Origin of the sequence: Tissierella sp. P1, assembly GCF_002266425.1 — a bacterium.
In the GTDB taxonomy this organism is placed as follows: Bacteria; Bacillota; Clostridia; order Tissierellales; family Tissierellaceae; genus Tissierella; species Tissierella carlieri.
The window spans coordinates 26,315-41,659 of record NZ_NPMN01000024.1 but is presented as its reverse complement, the minus strand read 5'-3'; the positions used below and the strand labels follow the sequence as shown (position 1 = coordinate 41,659).

The following is a 15,345-nucleotide window of genomic DNA, read 5'->3' as shown; positions in this document are numbered from 1 at the left end:
ATTACAAATTTTATTCCTCGCTTTTCATGTCCTCTTTTGTAAACTGTAATGTAATAAAAATTTTATATCAATTCTTAAAAAATAAAATTTTTTGTTATAAAGATGAAGCATTTGATGGAGAAGTGATAATCTATTATTAGGAGAACTTTAAATTATTTTTAATATGTTCAGAGACTGTTACTTTAAGTCGCAGTCTTTTTTTATTTTCTTTCGTTATAATATGGTAAGGGGTATTTTCAACTTAAAAATATAAGCATATATGGAGGAGACAGATGATACTTAGAAGGATTAGAGCTATTTTTCTATTAATATTATTAATATTTATTATTTTTTTTGCATTTAGAGGATTATCCTTTTTTAGGAAGGACTTTATATCATCGAAGAAAGTTATAGTTATAGATCCGGGACATGGTGGAAAAGATTCTGGGACTATTGGATTTAACAATAGTTATGAAAAAGATATAAATCTAGACATATCTAAGAAATTATATAAAAAACTTAAGTCAGTGGGTTACAAAGTTATTTTAACTAGAGCAACAGATGAATTTATTGATAATAATACTAGAGCAGATATTGCAAATAAGAAGAGAGCTAGAGTATTTATTAGTATCCATGGTAATGCAATAGAAAATAATAATACTGTAAATGGAGTTCAAGTATTGTATTATCCTGATAGAGAAAGTACTATAAATGACCCAAATAGTGATTCATTAGCTCAAATCATATTAGATAAATTATTAGAGGAGACCGGAGCTGACAATAAGGGAATAGTAGATAGACCAGACCTAATCGTATTAAACCAAACAAAAATGCCAGCTATAATAGTTGAATGTGGATTCTTATCTAATGAAAACGAAGAAAAGCTTTTATTAACTGACGATTATCAAGATAAGATAGTGGATTCTATAGTAAATGGATTAGAAGATTACTTTGAGTTAAATTTAGACAATTAGGCAGGTTCGTTTAATTAATATAAGACTCTAGAATTTTTCAATAGAACATCTTAAGATATTATGTTAACCTAATATTGATAATATTAAAGGAATCAAGATAGAAGAATAATATATGATGATATTATAAGGAAAAGTGATGCAGATATAATTATGTTTATCTATAATAATACGGATTTCAAAATGATGATAGAAACAATGAGAAAATAAAGATAATAAAACTTTGATATCATTTCAAATATGTCTTGACAACAATATTTGGCAGATATATACTTAAAATATGTAAATAGTAAGGAGTCGATGTGATATGATAAAATTGATAATGGAGATTGTTCAATAAAATCAAATATGGGCCAAGGAATTAATGATTAGTGGTATGTTATTTTGTTGTGCAATAAAGTTACCTTGTGCCGTAGAAATCAACCCTTCACATCTACTTAAATCTAATAATAATTAAATAATATTACCGTAGATATCCATGGATGGTTTTGTCTGCGGTATTTTTATGCCCATTTTTAAGGAATTAAAAGGAGTGATGTTTTATGAAAAAGAATATAACTTTAATGTTACAAGTATAAAATTAATAAAATTGGAGGAATTAAATGATTAAAGGTATTGAAAACTATGGTTTTACAAATTATTTTAGTAACCAAATAGAATTAATTAATGGAGATAAAGATGATCTTGTACCAGCAAGAATAACTGAAGTACACAAAGAGATGTATACAATAATGTATGATAATATAGAAAAAAGAGCAAGGCTCAAGGGTTCAACATTCTATAACGATAAATATAGTATATATCCTGCTGTAGGTGATTTTGTTTTAGTTAAAAAAAATCCTTATGGAGAGGATATAATCCATCATGTATTAGATAGAAAAAGTAAATTTTCCAGATATGATTCACATTATGAGAAGGAGCAAATGGTCGCTGCGAATTTTGACCATGTATTTATAATTTCATCTTTAAACCATGATTTTAATATAAAACGAATTGAGAGATATCTTTCAATTGCATGGGAGAGTGGAGCGAATCCAGCAGTTATCTTGACGAAATCAGATTTAGTTGATGATATTGAAGAATATAGTATACAAGTAGATAATATTGCTATGGGAATACCAATTTTCTATATTAGTTCAGTAACAGGAGAAGGAATAGAAGAGTTAAAGGAATATCTTAAACCAAGAGAAACTATAGTGTTTCTAGGATCTTCGGGTGTAGGTAAATCTTCTCTGGTAAATGCCTTATCTGGTGAGAATATTATGAAGGTCAATGATATTAGGGAAGATGATAGCAAGGGAAGACATACTACAACTCATAGACAATTGATTATGTTAAGCAACGGAACTATGATTATCGATACTCCTGGTATGAGAGAGCTTGCACTTTGGAATATTGAGGATGGATTAGACACTACATTTTCAGAGATAGAAGAATTAAGTAGATTATGTAGATTTAAAGACTGTAGTCATAGTAAGGAGCCGGGATGTGCTATTAAAAAAGCACTACTAAGCGGTGAACTTTCCTATGATAGATGGAATAATTATATAAAGCTCCAGAAGGAGGCTAGGTTTGCCGCTAGAAAGGAACAGTTAAATCTTAGGAAGAAAGAAAAATTATCAAAGAAAAGATGATAGAATAAAGGAGATATGTAAAAGTGAAACCAGCTAGAATGGCTGGTTTTACTGATATATTACTTCATAAGAAAGTTTTCGTTTGTATAGATTTAGGTGATTTAAATCTAAATACATATAATTTGGATTAGTCTTCATCTCTACAAAGCCTAAAGATGAATAGAAAAGTTTCAAGTGCTTAACGGCTTTTTCCCTTTCTTCTCTACTCATTGATTCCATAGAATCATATTCTAAATTATCAGTAATGGGGTCAAGAAAAAGTCCTATATATCTAACATTATTCTCCATAAATAAATCTATATTTTTTTCAAAGGTATCTAATACATGCCGTCCAACTCCACTACCCCTATACTGAGGAAAAATGAAAAAACGATCTAGGTGATAGATGTTTTCGCAGCCCATTTTATAACATGATGTTTCTTTTATTAAACTATTGCAAATATCAAAGGTTTCTTCATCGTATTGATGAATTAAAGAGATGATATTATTTAATTGTTTATCATCATAAAGCTTACATAAGTTGAAAAAATGACCCTTTAGTTCACCTATAATAATTTCTGCACCATTTATCTCTTGGCAGATATCTATAAATATTTCTTTAGTATAAGGGTTAGACTCATGAGATAATTTAAAATTTTCTCTTAGATAAATAGTAGGGTCATGATCAATGTCTGAATCTTCACTATCAGTTTCGATACATCCCACTCCTTTTAATTATTTTGAATAAACTAGATTTAAAATATAAAACCCTGCATATCTCGCCTCCCTTTATATTATTATACCCATTATCTATGAAAAGTTTAAAAAATATGTTAATCTATTTTATAAGATGAACTGTCTACATTTTAAAGGAATCTTAAAAAATGAAAATTATACTTTTATTTTAATTTAAAAAATATATATTTAGGTTATTAGGTTATATAATATAGGCTAATATTATTAAATGCAGAGAAGGATATTTAATATATTGATTCATTTATTAAAGGGGGAAATATTATGACATATTCAGTAGATAGAGAAAGATTAAACTATATACTTGGTTCAAACAAAGATATAAAGGATTACAAAGATGAAATTCTTAGAATCATTCCAGAACTTATTATTTGTGTTGACTGTGAACAGAATATTCCTGCTCATATTTATAATGTATTCGATCATATATTAGAGACTGTAAACAGAGTAGATTCTGATTTGATTTTGAAGGTAACGGCACTCTTACATGATATAGGTAAACCTTATAAAAAAATTGTTATTAATAATGTTGATAGTTTTAAAGGACATGAGGAGGTAAGTGAAATAATTGCAAACTTAATTTTAGCAAGACTAGGATATGAGGAAGATTTTATAAATAAGGTATGTAAACTTATTAAATATCATGATTATCAAATTTTGCCCACGGTGGAAGGTGTGAAAGAATCTATTAATCTAGTAGGAGATGAGCTTATATCATACCTTTTTTGTTTTCAGAAAGCAGATTTGTTAGCTCACTCGGAACAACGCTATAAACCACTATTGCCCAAACTGAGTCAGGCTAAGGAAATATATGAATCGCTGTGTGGAAGAAGCTCTTAAAAACCCTAATATCGGCATCTTTTTGCCTAGATATTTATGCTCAATGATAATTATATTATCATATAAAAAGTTAATCTGTATAACATAACAATAGAAAATTTTAAAACCAATAATGGAGTTTAGTTAACTCTGTTATTGGTTTTTTTAGTCTTTCTTTTATAACATGTGCTTGTATAAAAAAACGTACACCTTTTATATTGTATTTCATATTATATTATAGAGATAAATTATTTAATAAACTGTTATAAAATAAAATACTGAATAGAAATTCTATTTTTACTGGATTGTACACACTTTATATTAAAGTGTAAAAAAATCATTGTAGTTGTAAATATAGAAAGGAGATTTAATATGTCATATATAGCTTATAATAATTGGTATGGATCAAAATGTGACCCTTGCAGAAGAGATCATGATTGCTGTAGAAGAGATCATGATTGTTGTAGAAAAGATCATGATAAATGCAAGCTTGAATGCGAATGTGTTCTAAGGTGTCCAACAGGTCCGACAGGTCCAACAGGTCCAACAGGTCCGACAGGCCCAACAGGTCCAGTAGGAACAGGAGTAACAGGTCCGACAGGTCCGACAGGTCCAACAGGTCCGACAGGTCCAACAGGTCCAACAGGAGCAACAGGTGCAGCAGGTCTGATAGGTCCAACAGGTCCAACAGGAGCGACAGGCGCAACAGGAGCAACAGGAGCAACAGGTGCGACAGGTGCAACAGGAGCGACAGGTGCAACAGGTGTAGCGGGAGGCGGGGCTATTATCCCATTCGCTTCTGGTGTAACACCTGCAGTGCTGACAACTGTATTAGGTGGAGTATTGAACACAGGTAGTATCGTGGGGTTTGGTTCCAACGTAACAGGTGTAACCGGTCTGGGTGGTGCAATTGATATTACACTAATAGGCGACCTAGCCTTCAATGTACCTCGCAGTGGAACATTAGATTCCTTATCTGCTACCTTTAACGTCACTCTAGGTTTGAGTTTAATTGGTTCTACTGCTACGGTTTCTGCAACAGTATATTCTGCACCAGCTGGAAGCAACTCTTTTACACCAGTTCCAGGTGCAACAGTTACACTTTCTCCTAGCTTTAGTGGTGTTATCCCTGTAGGAGCAATTGCCACAGGTTCAATTAGTGGTATTGGCTTCCCTGTCACAGCAGGTATGCGTTTGATGCTTGTATTCTCTTCTGCAATTACAGCTGGAATTGATATAGCATCTACACTAACTGGTCAGGCAAGTGGTGGCATTGGAATTATCTAAAAGACATCTTTTGGGTAAGAAGACCTTTATAAATCATGACCGTCGGCTTAGCCGGCGGTTTGTTTTGTCCCTATAAGGGGGCTGTTACCTATGTATATTTTAGTATAAATCACAAAAATAAATACTTTATCATATTATATAATGGAAAATTGTTTTTGAGGTGATTAGATGATAACTATAAGTTTATGTATGATTGTCAGGGATGAAGAAGATGTTATATCTAGATGCTTAGATAGCGTAAAAGATATCGTTGATGAAATAATAATAGTAGATACTGGATCTAAGGATAATACAAAAGAAATTGTCAAAGGATATACAGGTAAGGTGTTTGATTTTGAATGGATTGATGATTTTTCTGCAGCAAGAAACTACTCTTTTTCCAAAGCTACAAAGGATTTTATCCTTTGGCTAGATGCTGATGATGTTATTCTTGAAGGAGATAGAGAGAAGTTCAAGGATCTGAAACAAAAGTTAGATCATAATGTTGATATAGTAATGATGAAATATAACGTAGGTTTTGATGAAAATGGTAACATTACTCTATCATATTTCAGAGAACGCTTGCTAAAAAGAATAAATAATTATCAGTGGATGGAGCCCGTTCATGAATATCTAGAATTAAATGGAAACATAATAAATTCTGATATTTGTATAACTCACAAAAAAGAACGTCCCACTGTTGGAGGTAGAAATATAGCTATCTATAAAAAAGCTATATTAAGGGGAACAGATTTAACACCTAGGGGACTATATTATTATGCTAGAGAATTGTTTTATAATGAAGAATATGATGATGCAATAGAATACTTTAATAAGTTCTTAGACACAGAAAAAGGGTGGAGAGAAGATAATATAAGTGCTTGCCATAATCTTTCAATTTGCTATAATAATAAAAATGATAAAAAAAATATGCTAAGGGCTTTACTGAAGAGCTTTGAATATGATACTCCAAGGGCAGAAATTTGTTGCCAGCTTGGATATTATTATCTTAGTAATAAAGAGTATGAAAAAGCCATATTTTGGTATAAGTTAGTTTTAGAATTAGAAAAGCCAATTGATAATTGGGGATTTATTCAACATGATTATTGGGGATATATTCCATGTATACAATTATGTGTGTGCTATGAGAGGCTTGGAAACATAGAGGAAGCAATAAAATATAATGATAGAGCAGCAGAATATAAGCCTAATGATCCAGCTGTAGAATATAATAGGAGTTATTTTAAAAACATTGGTAAATAAGAAACTAAATATAGATTTATATAAATAAGTATTTAGCTATAAGAGGTAAAGAATGATATTAGCTGGATTTACAAATAGATTTTCGTTAAGACTTCCTATACATATAATAATCACATTATAGATGAGATTATTTATATATTTATCATAGTATGAATAGGAAGTCCCGTTTCTATAATTAAAGCTAAGCTGAAAAAGCTTAGCTTTAATTATAGATTTTTGATAGAATATATTATAATTTAATATACAAAGGATTAAAATAACGGAGGTGTCTTTATTGGAAAAACTAACAAGACCAGCATGGATGGAAATAGATTTAGACAATCTTATCCATAATCATAAGGAAATCAGAAGTATATTGAAAGAAAAAACTGAACTAATGGCAGTAGTTAAAGCAGACGCATACGAGCACGGTGCTGTACAAATAGTTAGGACTCTAATGGAAGAAGGTGTTAAAAAGTTCGGTGTGGCACATCTTTCAGAGGCACTTCATATACGAAAATATGTGAAGGATGCAGAAATATTAATCATGGGTTATACACCAGAGTACTTAGCAGAAAAGGCTATTTTAAATGATATTACTTTAACTGTGTATCTTAAAGAACAGGGTGAGATTTTTTCTCAGTTAGCAAAGAGATTAAATAGAACAGTAAAGATACATGTAAAAATTGAAACTGGAATGAATAGGTTAGGATTTATGCCTAATGAAGATGGTATAAAAGATATTAAGGATATTTATAACATGGATAATATAGAAGTAGAGGGAATGTTTACTCACTTTGCCGCTTCCGATGATGATCCTAGTTATACAATGGAGCAGGTAAGAAGATTTGATTATGTTTGTAACGCATTACAGAAGTTAGATATAAATATTCCAATAAAGCATATTAGCAATAGTGCAGCTATAATGAATTTCCCAGACTTAAACTATGATATGGTAAGAGCTGGAATTATTTTATATGGCGTATATCCATTCCCTAATGCCGATAGAGAACTTTTAAAACTTAAAAATATTCTAACATTAAAAGCTCAAATATCTCATGTGAAGGAAATTGGAAGTGGAGAAAAATTAAGTTATGGGCTTATATATGAAGCTAAAAAGAAAACAAAGATAGCCACAGTGCCAATAGGATACGCAGACGGATTTAGTAGAGAACTTAGCAATAAAGGAAATTGTATAGTTAATAATACTGTAGTTCCTATAGTAGGTAGAATTTGCATGGATCAATTAATGATAGATGTAACTGGATTAGATGTAAAAAGAGGAGATGAAGTAATACTTATGGGTAAGAGCTTAGATAAAGAAATTACCATAGAGGAAGTTGCAAATAAAAGTGGTCAAATTCCAGCAGCCGTGCAATGTATGTTTAACAAGAGATTGCCTAGAATATATATAAAGAATAAAGAAATAATAAATGTAACGGATTATTTATTAGAATTGTAGGATATGGAATTGACTCAGGATAATAAATAGAGGTGAAACTATATGAAAAAAATATTTAATAATGATTGGCAAGACTTATTAGAAGGAGAAATGCAAAAGGAATATTATCAAAAATTGAGACAATTTTTGATTAATGAATATAGGACTAGAACTATATATCCAGATATGAATGATATATTTAACGCATTACATTATACTTCTTATAAGGATGTTAAAGTAGTTATATTAGGGCAAGATCCTTATCATGGTCCTAATCAAGCATATGGACTAAGCTTTTCAGTAAAACCAGGAGTTAGGATACCACCTTCATTGGTAAATATTTATAAGGAATTAAAAGATGACTTAGGCTGTTATATACCAAATAATGGTACTCTAACTAAATGGGCTAAAGAGGGAGTATTGCTACTAAATACATCTTTAACTGTAAGAGCTGGAGATGCTAATTCCCATAGTAAAATTGGTTGGGAAATATTTACAGATCATATTATTAAATTGCTAAATGAGAGAGAAGATCCTATAGTATTTATTCTTTGGGGAAACAATGCAATTAAGAAGAGAGCTTTTATAACTAATCCAAAACACTATATAATAACCTCAGTTCATCCTAGTCCATTATCGGCTAGCAGAGGCTTTTTTGGGTCCAAACCTTTTTCTAAGACCAATAAATTTTTAGAATCCATAGGGAAAAAGCCCATAGACTGGCAAATAGAAAATATTTAAATCTATCCTTTAAATATGATAAAAAAATAACTTGATATAAATCTAAAACATGGTATTATATATGAGATTATATTATTTAAAGGAGGATTTTATGGAGAAAATTCAGACAGAAAATGTAAAAATTGTTAATGCAGATCCATCGGCCATGGGCTTATTTGGATTAGCAATGGTCACATTAGTGGCATCATCGCAAAAACTAGGTCTTACACAAGGTTTATCATTTGTAATACCATGGGCAATATTTTTAGGTGCTTTTGCTCAATTATTTGCTTGTATCAATGATTCAAAAAGAAATAATACTTTTGGTACGACTGCATTTGGAGCCTATGCGTTCTTTTGGATGGGTGTTGCTACATCTTGGATGATAAATATGGGAGTATTTGGACAAGCCCTAGCATCAAGTGTAGACACAAAACAATTAGGATTTGCATTTTTGGGATATCTAATATTTACAATTTTTATGACTATAGGTGCTATGGAAACACATAAGGTATTATTTTTAATATTCTTCTTTATAGACCTATTATTCATTGGATTAACTCTTGATTCCTTTGGTATTATGGGGGAATTTCCACATAAATTAGCAGCATATTCAGAATTGATAATTTCCTTATTGTCATTCTATGGCTGTGGTGCATCAGTATTAAATGAGCATTTTGGAAAAACCTTTTTACCTGTAGGTAAGCCATTTGGAATATTTAAATAAGATATAAAGAATTTTATTGCATAGTTTAAAAATTAGAATTATACTATTAGTATCAAATAAGATTTAAAATTAAGAAGATTACTAATCGAGCAAACAACATTTCCTCTTTTATGCAATATTTTTGATTTTGTTTTAAATCTTATAATAAATGTAAAGGAGGAATGTTGAAATGGCAGATAAGACAATAAAATGTAAAGACTGTGGTACTGACTTTGTTTTTACAGAAAGAGAGCAAGAATTCTACAAGGAAAAAGGTTTTGATAATGAACCGCAAAGATGTGTAGATTGTAGGAAAAAAAGAAAACAAGAAAAAGGTAACAACAGAGGTTTTAGAAGATAAGAATTAATGACAGGGATAGTTCCCTGTCATTATTATTATCTGATATTATTAAATATAATTAATTCAATGATCTTGTTCAATACAAGAATGCAAGGAATACCAATATAGAATTTCTTTTTACTTAATTTATGTTTAAAAACCACCATGCCAATTAAAGCACCTATAGAGCCACCAAAGGTAGACGTAAGAAGCAAAGATGCTTCAGATATTCTCCATTCTTTCTTTTCAGCTTTATTTTTATCTATACCAAATAATATGAAAGAAATAAGGTTTATGGATATTAAATAAATTAATAAAAAGATCTCCCTATTATTAAAATTTGAAATAAGATTCATTTTATTTTACACCTAAATAATTAGCTATGTTGGCATCCTCAGTTTTTATTCCCTTTATCTTAGAAGTCTTGCAGCTTAAAAGTCCAGTAACACCAGGGCCATGTCCTGCTAGTATGCAATTACTGTGTACTACTACACCAATAGTTACAGCACCTTCTAAATATTGACGCCCATAGGTATTGTCACAGTCTTTCAAAAGAACTAAGTCGCCAAACTTAAGTCTATCTATTCCATATTCTTTTACTGCTTTTTCATCTCCTGTAGTTATGTCATAATCTCCACTAAAACTAGTAGCACTACCTATGCCTGAACCCATTAGATGTGCTGGTATTTCAGTTACTACTGGAACTTCCAGTTCTCCATTTTCATTCTCTTTAATGCCTATTTTTTCAAATAAATTAGGATCAAGATTCATTACTACTATATCATCATGACCTTCAATTGCAAGGCCTTGACCATGGGCTTTAATAAGTATATTGTCATTTATAGCCATTTTTTCTAGGTCTTCTTGAGGGAAATATATCATAACATGTTCAATTCCACCATGCATTCCAGTAACAAATCCCTTTGCACCTTTTGCGTCGCCAGATATTACTCTAGCCTCGTTACCTACACAGGATAGAACCATTAAGGCTCTATTTTCAGCTACTTCTTCATTTCTAATACTTACACCTGGTTCTACATGGTCTCCTACAAGATCCATACAACAATCTCCGATTTGAAAATTGTATGTAATACCACCAGTGGCATGTAAAATCATAGGTCTGCCATCACCACTTATTCTATAAGGGCTTGGTCCCATTATAGGGCTATGAATTTTACCCTGTACCGATTGAATTACTAGTTTGTCTCTGTTAGTTTTTAACAAAAAAACCACCTCCTATTAGTCATATATAATAAATTATACTATATAAATATAGAAAGAAATGTAGAAAATAATAATTTTTATAAAATACTTATTATAAAAGTATATAAAAGTTTCAAATATATTCAGAAAAATGATGGTTTCGCCAGTATTAATGAGCATTTATAAATTGACAAAATATATGGACTATTATAGAATGATATTGTCTAATTGGGATACATAGATAAATTTAATAGATATTAATATCAGATATTGCATGGTGAAAATAGTAAATATTACTATGGACAGTACCTTTTGATTGTTGTATATTCTTTAGTAATATTAATAAAAAGGAGGGCTATAAGTGGAGTTTAAATTTGATTTAGAGAAGAATAAGGACAAGCTTGATGAATTTAAGATTTTTATTAAAGACAACAAAGAAAAGCAAGGAGCTTTAATGCCTGTACTACAAGAGGCACAAGCTAAATTTGGCTATTTGCCGGTTGAAGTTTTAGAAATGATATCAAAAGGATTAAATGTACCGTTATCCGAAATATATGGAGTAGCTACTTTTTATTCCCAATTTTCATTAATACCAAAAGGTGAATTCAAAATTGGAATTTGTTTAGGAACTGCATGTTATGTAAAAGGATCTCAAGAATTACTTAATAAGGTTATGGAAGAGCTAGGTATTGAATCAGGACAAACTACACCAGATATGAAATTCTCATTAACGGCCACCAGATGTATTGGAGCTTGTGGATTAGCACCAGTTTTATCAGTGAATGATGATGTATATGGTAGATTGAAGCCTGAAGATGTAAAAGGAATATTAGATAAATATAGATAATATGGAGGTGTAGACGATGACCACTATTAAAGAATTAAATGAAATTAAAGAAAAAAGTCTAAATAGAATTAAGCTTCGTCAGTCAGAGCTAGGCAAGGAGTTCATTGATGAGAGAGAGGGTTTCAAAAAACACCATGTATTAGTTTGTGGTGGGACGGGATGTCACTCATCAAATGGAGATAAGATTAAGAATTTAATAGAAGAGAAGGTAAAAGAAAAAGGGTTATCTGAAGATATACAAGTAATACTCACAGGCTGTTTTGGTCTATGTGAATCAGGACCAAATATAGTAGTCTACCCTGAAGGTGTATTTTATAGCCATGTTGAATTAGAAGATGTTGAGGAAATCGTAGAAGAGCATATAGTAAAAGGTCATATAGTTAAAAGAAGATTATTTAAGGAATCCTATGTGGAGGATAAGATTAAACCTGTTAGCGAAGTTAACTTTTATAAAAAACAAACTAGAATCGCACTTAGAAATTGTGGAGTTATAGCCCCAGAAGATATAGAAGAATACATAGCACTTGATGGATATTCAGCGCTAGCAAAAGTAATAACAGAAATGACTCAAGAAGAAGTAATAAAGACTGTGAAGGACTCTAATTTACGTGGTAGAGGTGGTGCAGGATTCCCAGCAGGGAGAAAGTGGGAAGAAGCATATAAATATGATGCAGATCAAAAATATATAATCTGTAATGCAGATGAGGGAGATCCTGGTGCATTTATGGATAGATCAATACTGGAGGGAGACCCTCACTCTGTACTGGAAGCTATGGCTATAGCTGGCTATGCAGTAGGTGCAGAACAAGGTTTTATTTACGTTAGAGCAGAGTATCCAATAGCTGTACAAAGATTAGAAGTAGCTATAAAGCAAGCGAGAGAATACGGACTATTAGGTAGAAATATATTAGGTACAGATTTCAATTTTGATATTGAATTAAGACTTGGGGCGGGAGCTTTGTATGCGGTGAAGGTACAGCTCTTATGGAATCCATAGAGGGAAGAAGGGGGATGCCAAGAACTAAAATCAATAGAACTGCTCATAAAGGTTTATGGCAGAAACCAACTATTATAAATAATGTAGAAACTCTTGCAAATGTACCAATAATATTTCAAAAAGGAGTAGAATGGTTTAGAAATATTGGTACAGAAAAATCTCCAGGAACTAAAGTTTTTGCTTTAGGTGGAAAGATTGAAAATACAGGACTAGTTGAAATACCAATGGGTATGACTCTTAGGGAAATCGTATATGATATTGGCGGCGGGATACCAAATGGTAAGGAATTTAAAGCTGTACAAACTGGTGGACCTTCAGGTGGTTGTATACCAGCTGAATATTTAGATGTGCCAGTAGACTTTGAATCCTTAGGTGCATTAGGTTCCATTATGGGTTCAGGCGGAATGGTTGTAATGGATGAAAATAATTGTATGGTTGATATTGCTAGGTTCTTCCTTGACTTTACTGTAGAGGAATCTTGTGGTAAATGCGTACCATGCAGAGAAGGTACAAAGAGAATGCTTGAGATTTTGGAAAGAATTACTGAAGGCAAGGGAGAAGAAGGAGATATAGAAAGACTAGAAAGCCTATCTGAAACAATTAGCTCTGCCTCTTTATGTGGACTTGGGCAATCAGCTGCTAATCCAGTAATAACTACATTGAAATATTTTAGACATGAATATGAGGCTCATATAAGAGATAAGAAATGTCCTGCTGGTGCATGTCAAGCACTTCTAGAATACTATATTACAGATAAATGTATTGGATGTACTAAATGTGCTAGAAACTGTCCTGTTTCCTGCATCGATGGAAAGGTAAAGGAAAGACATGTAATAGATACAGATAAATGTATTAAATGTGGTAATTGCATGACAGTATGTCCTGTTGGAGCAGTAATTAAGAGATAGAGAAGGAGGTAAAGTGATGAAATATGTAACACTTACTATAGATGGACAAAAGATCACGGTGCCTGAAGACTATTCTATAATCCAAGCTGCAAAAGAACTTAACATAGAGATTCCAGCTCTTTGCTATGACCCTAATCTAGAAGTGGTATCAGCCTGTAGATTATGTATAGTTGAAATAGAAGGCAGTAAAAAACTTGAAACCTCCTGCTCTGTCAAGGTTAGAGAAGGTATGGTTGTAAATACGGAGACTGAAAGAGTAGTAAATGCTAGGAAAGATATATTACAACTTTTATTAGATAGTCATCCAAATGATTGTTTGACTTGCCAAAAAGCAGGAGAGTGTTTATTACAGAAATATTCCTATAGATATAATGTTAGGTTTAGAGAACATGATGGCGCTATGAGACCCAGACTTATAGATACTTCAAGTCCATATATATTGAAAGATAACAGTAAATGTATCTTATGCGGTAAATGTGTTAGAACTTGTTCTCAGATAAAGGGAGAAAGAGAAGTTTTAGCCTTTGCTAAGAGAGGTTATAATACCCAGATAGTTTTAGATGATGATCAAAGCTTTGAAACCTCAAAATGTGTATCCTGCAATAGGTGTGTGACTGTATGTCCTGTAGGAGCTTTAGTAGATAAGAGACTACTGGGCAAGACGAGAGTTTGGGAAGCAGAGGTTAAAACTGTAAGCTGTAAGGTATGTGCATATGGATGTGAATTTGAAGTATTATCTAAGGAAAATAAAAACATTGCAGTAAGAGCCAAATCACCTTCTAATGGCAGACCTTTATGCTTGAAGGGGAGACTTACTACAGAATTAATGTATCTCCATAATCCAGATAAGCCTTATAGGAAGATAGGTAAAAAATTTGTTGAGTCTAGCTGGACTAAGACTCTTGGATTATCAGATATTATAGAAAAAATAGAGAAGATAGAGGAAAAATAATTCTCAAGATTTTAGTAGCAAAATATTAAATCTATTAATTTATAATAATATGATTTATAAGAAGGGGATATATAATGACAATCCATGAATTTAAATCAATTATAGAGTTTGCTGTAAATAATGAAGTTGAGGCATATGAATTCTATAGGGATGCTGCTTTAAAGGTACAAGATCAACATCTTAAAGAGACTTTTGAAGAATTAGCTGAAGAAGAATTAAAACATAAGAAGTTCTTAGAAGACTTTTTGGATAGTGGAGCGGATGAAATAAAAGTAAGTGAAGTTAGCGATTATAAACTAGCTGAAACCATAGATAAACCAAAGTTAACTGTGGAAATGAAGTTCGCAGATGCTATTGGCTTAGCAATAAAGAATGAAGAAGAAGCTATGAATATGTATAAAAATTTATCTAATATTTGTTTAGATGAGAATCAGAAAAAGCTTTTTCTTGGACTTATGAAGATGGAGCAAATGCATAAGACTAGATTAGAAGATATTTATGTTAATGTTGCTTATAGTGAAGTATGGTAACAAAAGAATTCATTAAAAGAAGATTTTGCATATCAATATAAAAGCATAAAATAGCCAA

Annotated in this window: 15 protein-coding genes and 1 pseudogene; 13 read left to right on the top strand and 3 right to left on the bottom strand. The window is 31.5% G+C overall.

The genetic code is table 11. From position 1 onward, the window contains the following. Positions 1-272 precede the first annotated feature (272 nt). Both CIW83_RS16050 and rsgA read left to right on the top strand, forming a co-directional pair. The gene (locus CIW83_RS16050; protein WP_094903036.1) at positions 273-953 is read left to right on the top strand and encodes an N-acetylmuramoyl-L-alanine amidase; all 681 of its coding nucleotides are present in this window, start codon (positions 273-275) and stop codon (positions 951-953) included. 599 nt (positions 954-1,552) lie between these two features. Next, complete coding sequence (rsgA, locus tag CIW83_RS16045; RefSeq protein ID WP_094903034.1) at positions 1,553-2,584, top strand: ribosome small subunit-dependent GTPase A; 1,032 nt, start codon at positions 1,553-1,555, stop codon at positions 2,582-2,584. Positions 2,585-2,632: 48 nt separating this feature from the next. Here rsgA and CIW83_RS16040 read toward each other — a convergent pair whose 3' ends face one another. Next, positions 2,633-3,289 carry an N-acetyltransferase gene (locus CIW83_RS16040; protein ID WP_094903032.1) on the bottom strand — a complete coding sequence of 219 codons (657 nt, stop codon included), beginning with the start codon at positions 3,287-3,289 and terminating at the stop codon, positions 2,633-2,635. Between the two features lie 291 nt (positions 3,290-3,580). Between CIW83_RS16040 and CIW83_RS16035 the strand changes: the two genes are divergently transcribed. The 7 genes from CIW83_RS16035 to CIW83_RS16005 all read left to right on the top strand — a co-directional run bounded on the left by CIW83_RS16035 (position 3,581) and on the right by CIW83_RS16005 (position 9,871). Beyond that, positions 3,581-4,156 (top strand): HD domain-containing protein, encoded by a 576-nt coding sequence (locus CIW83_RS16035; RefSeq protein WP_094903030.1) that lies wholly within the window; start codon positions 3,581-3,583, stop codon positions 4,154-4,156. Positions 4,157-4,507: 351 nt separating this feature from the next. Continuing rightward, positions 4,508-5,422, top strand: a complete 915-nt coding sequence (locus CIW83_RS16030; protein WP_201259948.1) for an exosporium glycoprotein BclB-related protein — start codon at positions 4,508-4,510, stop codon at positions 5,420-5,422. 168 nt (positions 5,423-5,590) lie between these two features. Next, complete coding sequence (locus CIW83_RS16025) at positions 5,591-6,664, top strand: glycosyltransferase family 2 protein (RefSeq protein ID WP_094903028.1); 1,074 nt, start codon at positions 5,591-5,593, stop codon at positions 6,662-6,664. A gap of 274 nt (positions 6,665-6,938) precedes the next feature. Further along, positions 6,939-8,105 carry an alanine racemase gene (gene alr, locus CIW83_RS16020; RefSeq protein WP_201259947.1) on the top strand — a complete coding sequence of 389 codons (1,167 nt, stop codon included), beginning with the start codon at positions 6,939-6,941 and terminating at the stop codon, positions 8,103-8,105. Between the two features lie 42 nt (positions 8,106-8,147). Then, positions 8,148-8,825 (top strand): uracil-DNA glycosylase, encoded by a 678-nt coding sequence (locus CIW83_RS16015; RefSeq protein WP_094903026.1) that lies wholly within the window; start codon positions 8,148-8,150, stop codon positions 8,823-8,825. A gap of 91 nt (positions 8,826-8,916) precedes the next feature. Beyond that, a complete protein-coding gene (locus CIW83_RS16010) occupies positions 8,917-9,531 on the top strand; it encodes an acetate uptake transporter family protein (protein WP_094903024.1) in 615 nt (204 codons plus the stop codon). A 169-nt stretch (positions 9,532-9,700) separates the two neighbouring features. Further along, positions 9,701-9,871: a zinc-ribbon domain-containing protein gene (locus CIW83_RS16005; RefSeq protein WP_094903022.1), complete on the top strand. Its 171-nt coding sequence runs from the start codon at positions 9,701-9,703 to the stop codon at positions 9,869-9,871. A gap of 35 nt (positions 9,872-9,906) precedes the next feature. Here the strand turns inward: CIW83_RS16005 and CIW83_RS16000 are convergent, their stop codons facing one another. Together CIW83_RS16000 and CIW83_RS15995 are read right to left on the bottom strand one after the other, a co-directional pair. After that, the gene (locus tag CIW83_RS16000; RefSeq protein ID WP_094903020.1) at positions 9,907-10,206 is read right to left on the bottom strand and encodes a DUF1294 domain-containing protein; all 300 of its coding nucleotides are present in this window, start codon (positions 10,204-10,206) and stop codon (positions 9,907-9,909) included. 1 nt (position 10,207) lies between these two features. After that, a complete protein-coding gene (locus tag CIW83_RS15995; RefSeq protein ID WP_094903018.1) occupies positions 10,208-11,074 on the bottom strand; it encodes a DUF4438 domain-containing protein in 867 nt (288 codons plus the stop codon). A gap of 340 nt (positions 11,075-11,414) precedes the next feature. Between CIW83_RS15995 and nuoE the strand changes: the two genes are divergently transcribed. From nuoE to CIW83_RS15975, 4 genes and pseudogenes are all read left to right on the top strand, one after another. Beyond that, the gene (nuoE, locus tag CIW83_RS15990) at positions 11,415-11,900 is read left to right on the top strand and encodes an NADH-quinone oxidoreductase subunit NuoE (RefSeq protein WP_094903016.1); all 486 of its coding nucleotides are present in this window, start codon (positions 11,415-11,417) and stop codon (positions 11,898-11,900) included. Between the two features lie 16 nt (positions 11,901-11,916). Then, positions 11,917-13,805, top strand: a pseudogene (locus tag CIW83_RS15985) (NADH-ubiquinone oxidoreductase-F iron-sulfur binding region domain-containing protein). A gap of 16 nt (positions 13,806-13,821) precedes the next feature. Further along, entirely contained in the window at positions 13,822-14,757 is a 936-nt protein-coding gene (locus tag CIW83_RS15980; protein WP_094903014.1) for a 2Fe-2S iron-sulfur cluster-binding protein, read from the top strand. 74 nt (positions 14,758-14,831) lie between these two features. Next, entirely contained in the window at positions 14,832-15,287 is a 456-nt protein-coding gene (locus tag CIW83_RS15975) for a ferritin family protein (protein WP_094903012.1), read from the top strand. Positions 15,288-15,345 lie beyond the last annotated feature (58 nt).

Coding starts and splice junctions, on each gene's coding strand:
- CIW83_RS15975 (WP_094903012.1), top strand. CDS start 14,832: ATGACAATCCATGAATTTAAATCAATTATAGAGTTTGCTGTAAATAAT.
- CIW83_RS16005 (WP_094903022.1), top strand. CDS start 9,701: ATGGCAGATAAGACAATAAAATGTAAAGACTGTGGTACTGACTTTGTT.
- CIW83_RS16050 (WP_094903036.1), top strand. CDS start 273: ATGATACTTAGAAGGATTAGAGCTATTTTTCTATTAATATTATTAATA.
- CIW83_RS16010 (WP_094903024.1), top strand. CDS start 8,917: ATGGAGAAAATTCAGACAGAAAATGTAAAAATTGTTAATGCAGATCCA.
- CIW83_RS16030 (WP_201259948.1), top strand. CDS start 4,508: ATGTCATATATAGCTTATAATAATTGGTATGGATCAAAATGTGACCCT.
- CIW83_RS16000 (WP_094903020.1), bottom strand. CDS start 10,206: ATGAATCTTATTTCAAATTTTAATAATAGGGAGATCTTTTTATTAATT.
- rsgA (WP_094903034.1), top strand. CDS start 1,553: ATGATTAAAGGTATTGAAAACTATGGTTTTACAAATTATTTTAGTAAC.
- CIW83_RS16035 (WP_094903030.1), top strand. CDS start 3,581: ATGACATATTCAGTAGATAGAGAAAGATTAAACTATATACTTGGTTCA.
- CIW83_RS16025 (WP_094903028.1), top strand. CDS start 5,591: ATGATAACTATAAGTTTATGTATGATTGTCAGGGATGAAGAAGATGTT.
- CIW83_RS16015 (WP_094903026.1), top strand. CDS start 8,148: ATGAAAAAAATATTTAATAATGATTGGCAAGACTTATTAGAAGGAGAA.
- CIW83_RS15980 (WP_094903014.1), top strand. CDS start 13,822: ATGAAATATGTAACACTTACTATAGATGGACAAAAGATCACGGTGCCT.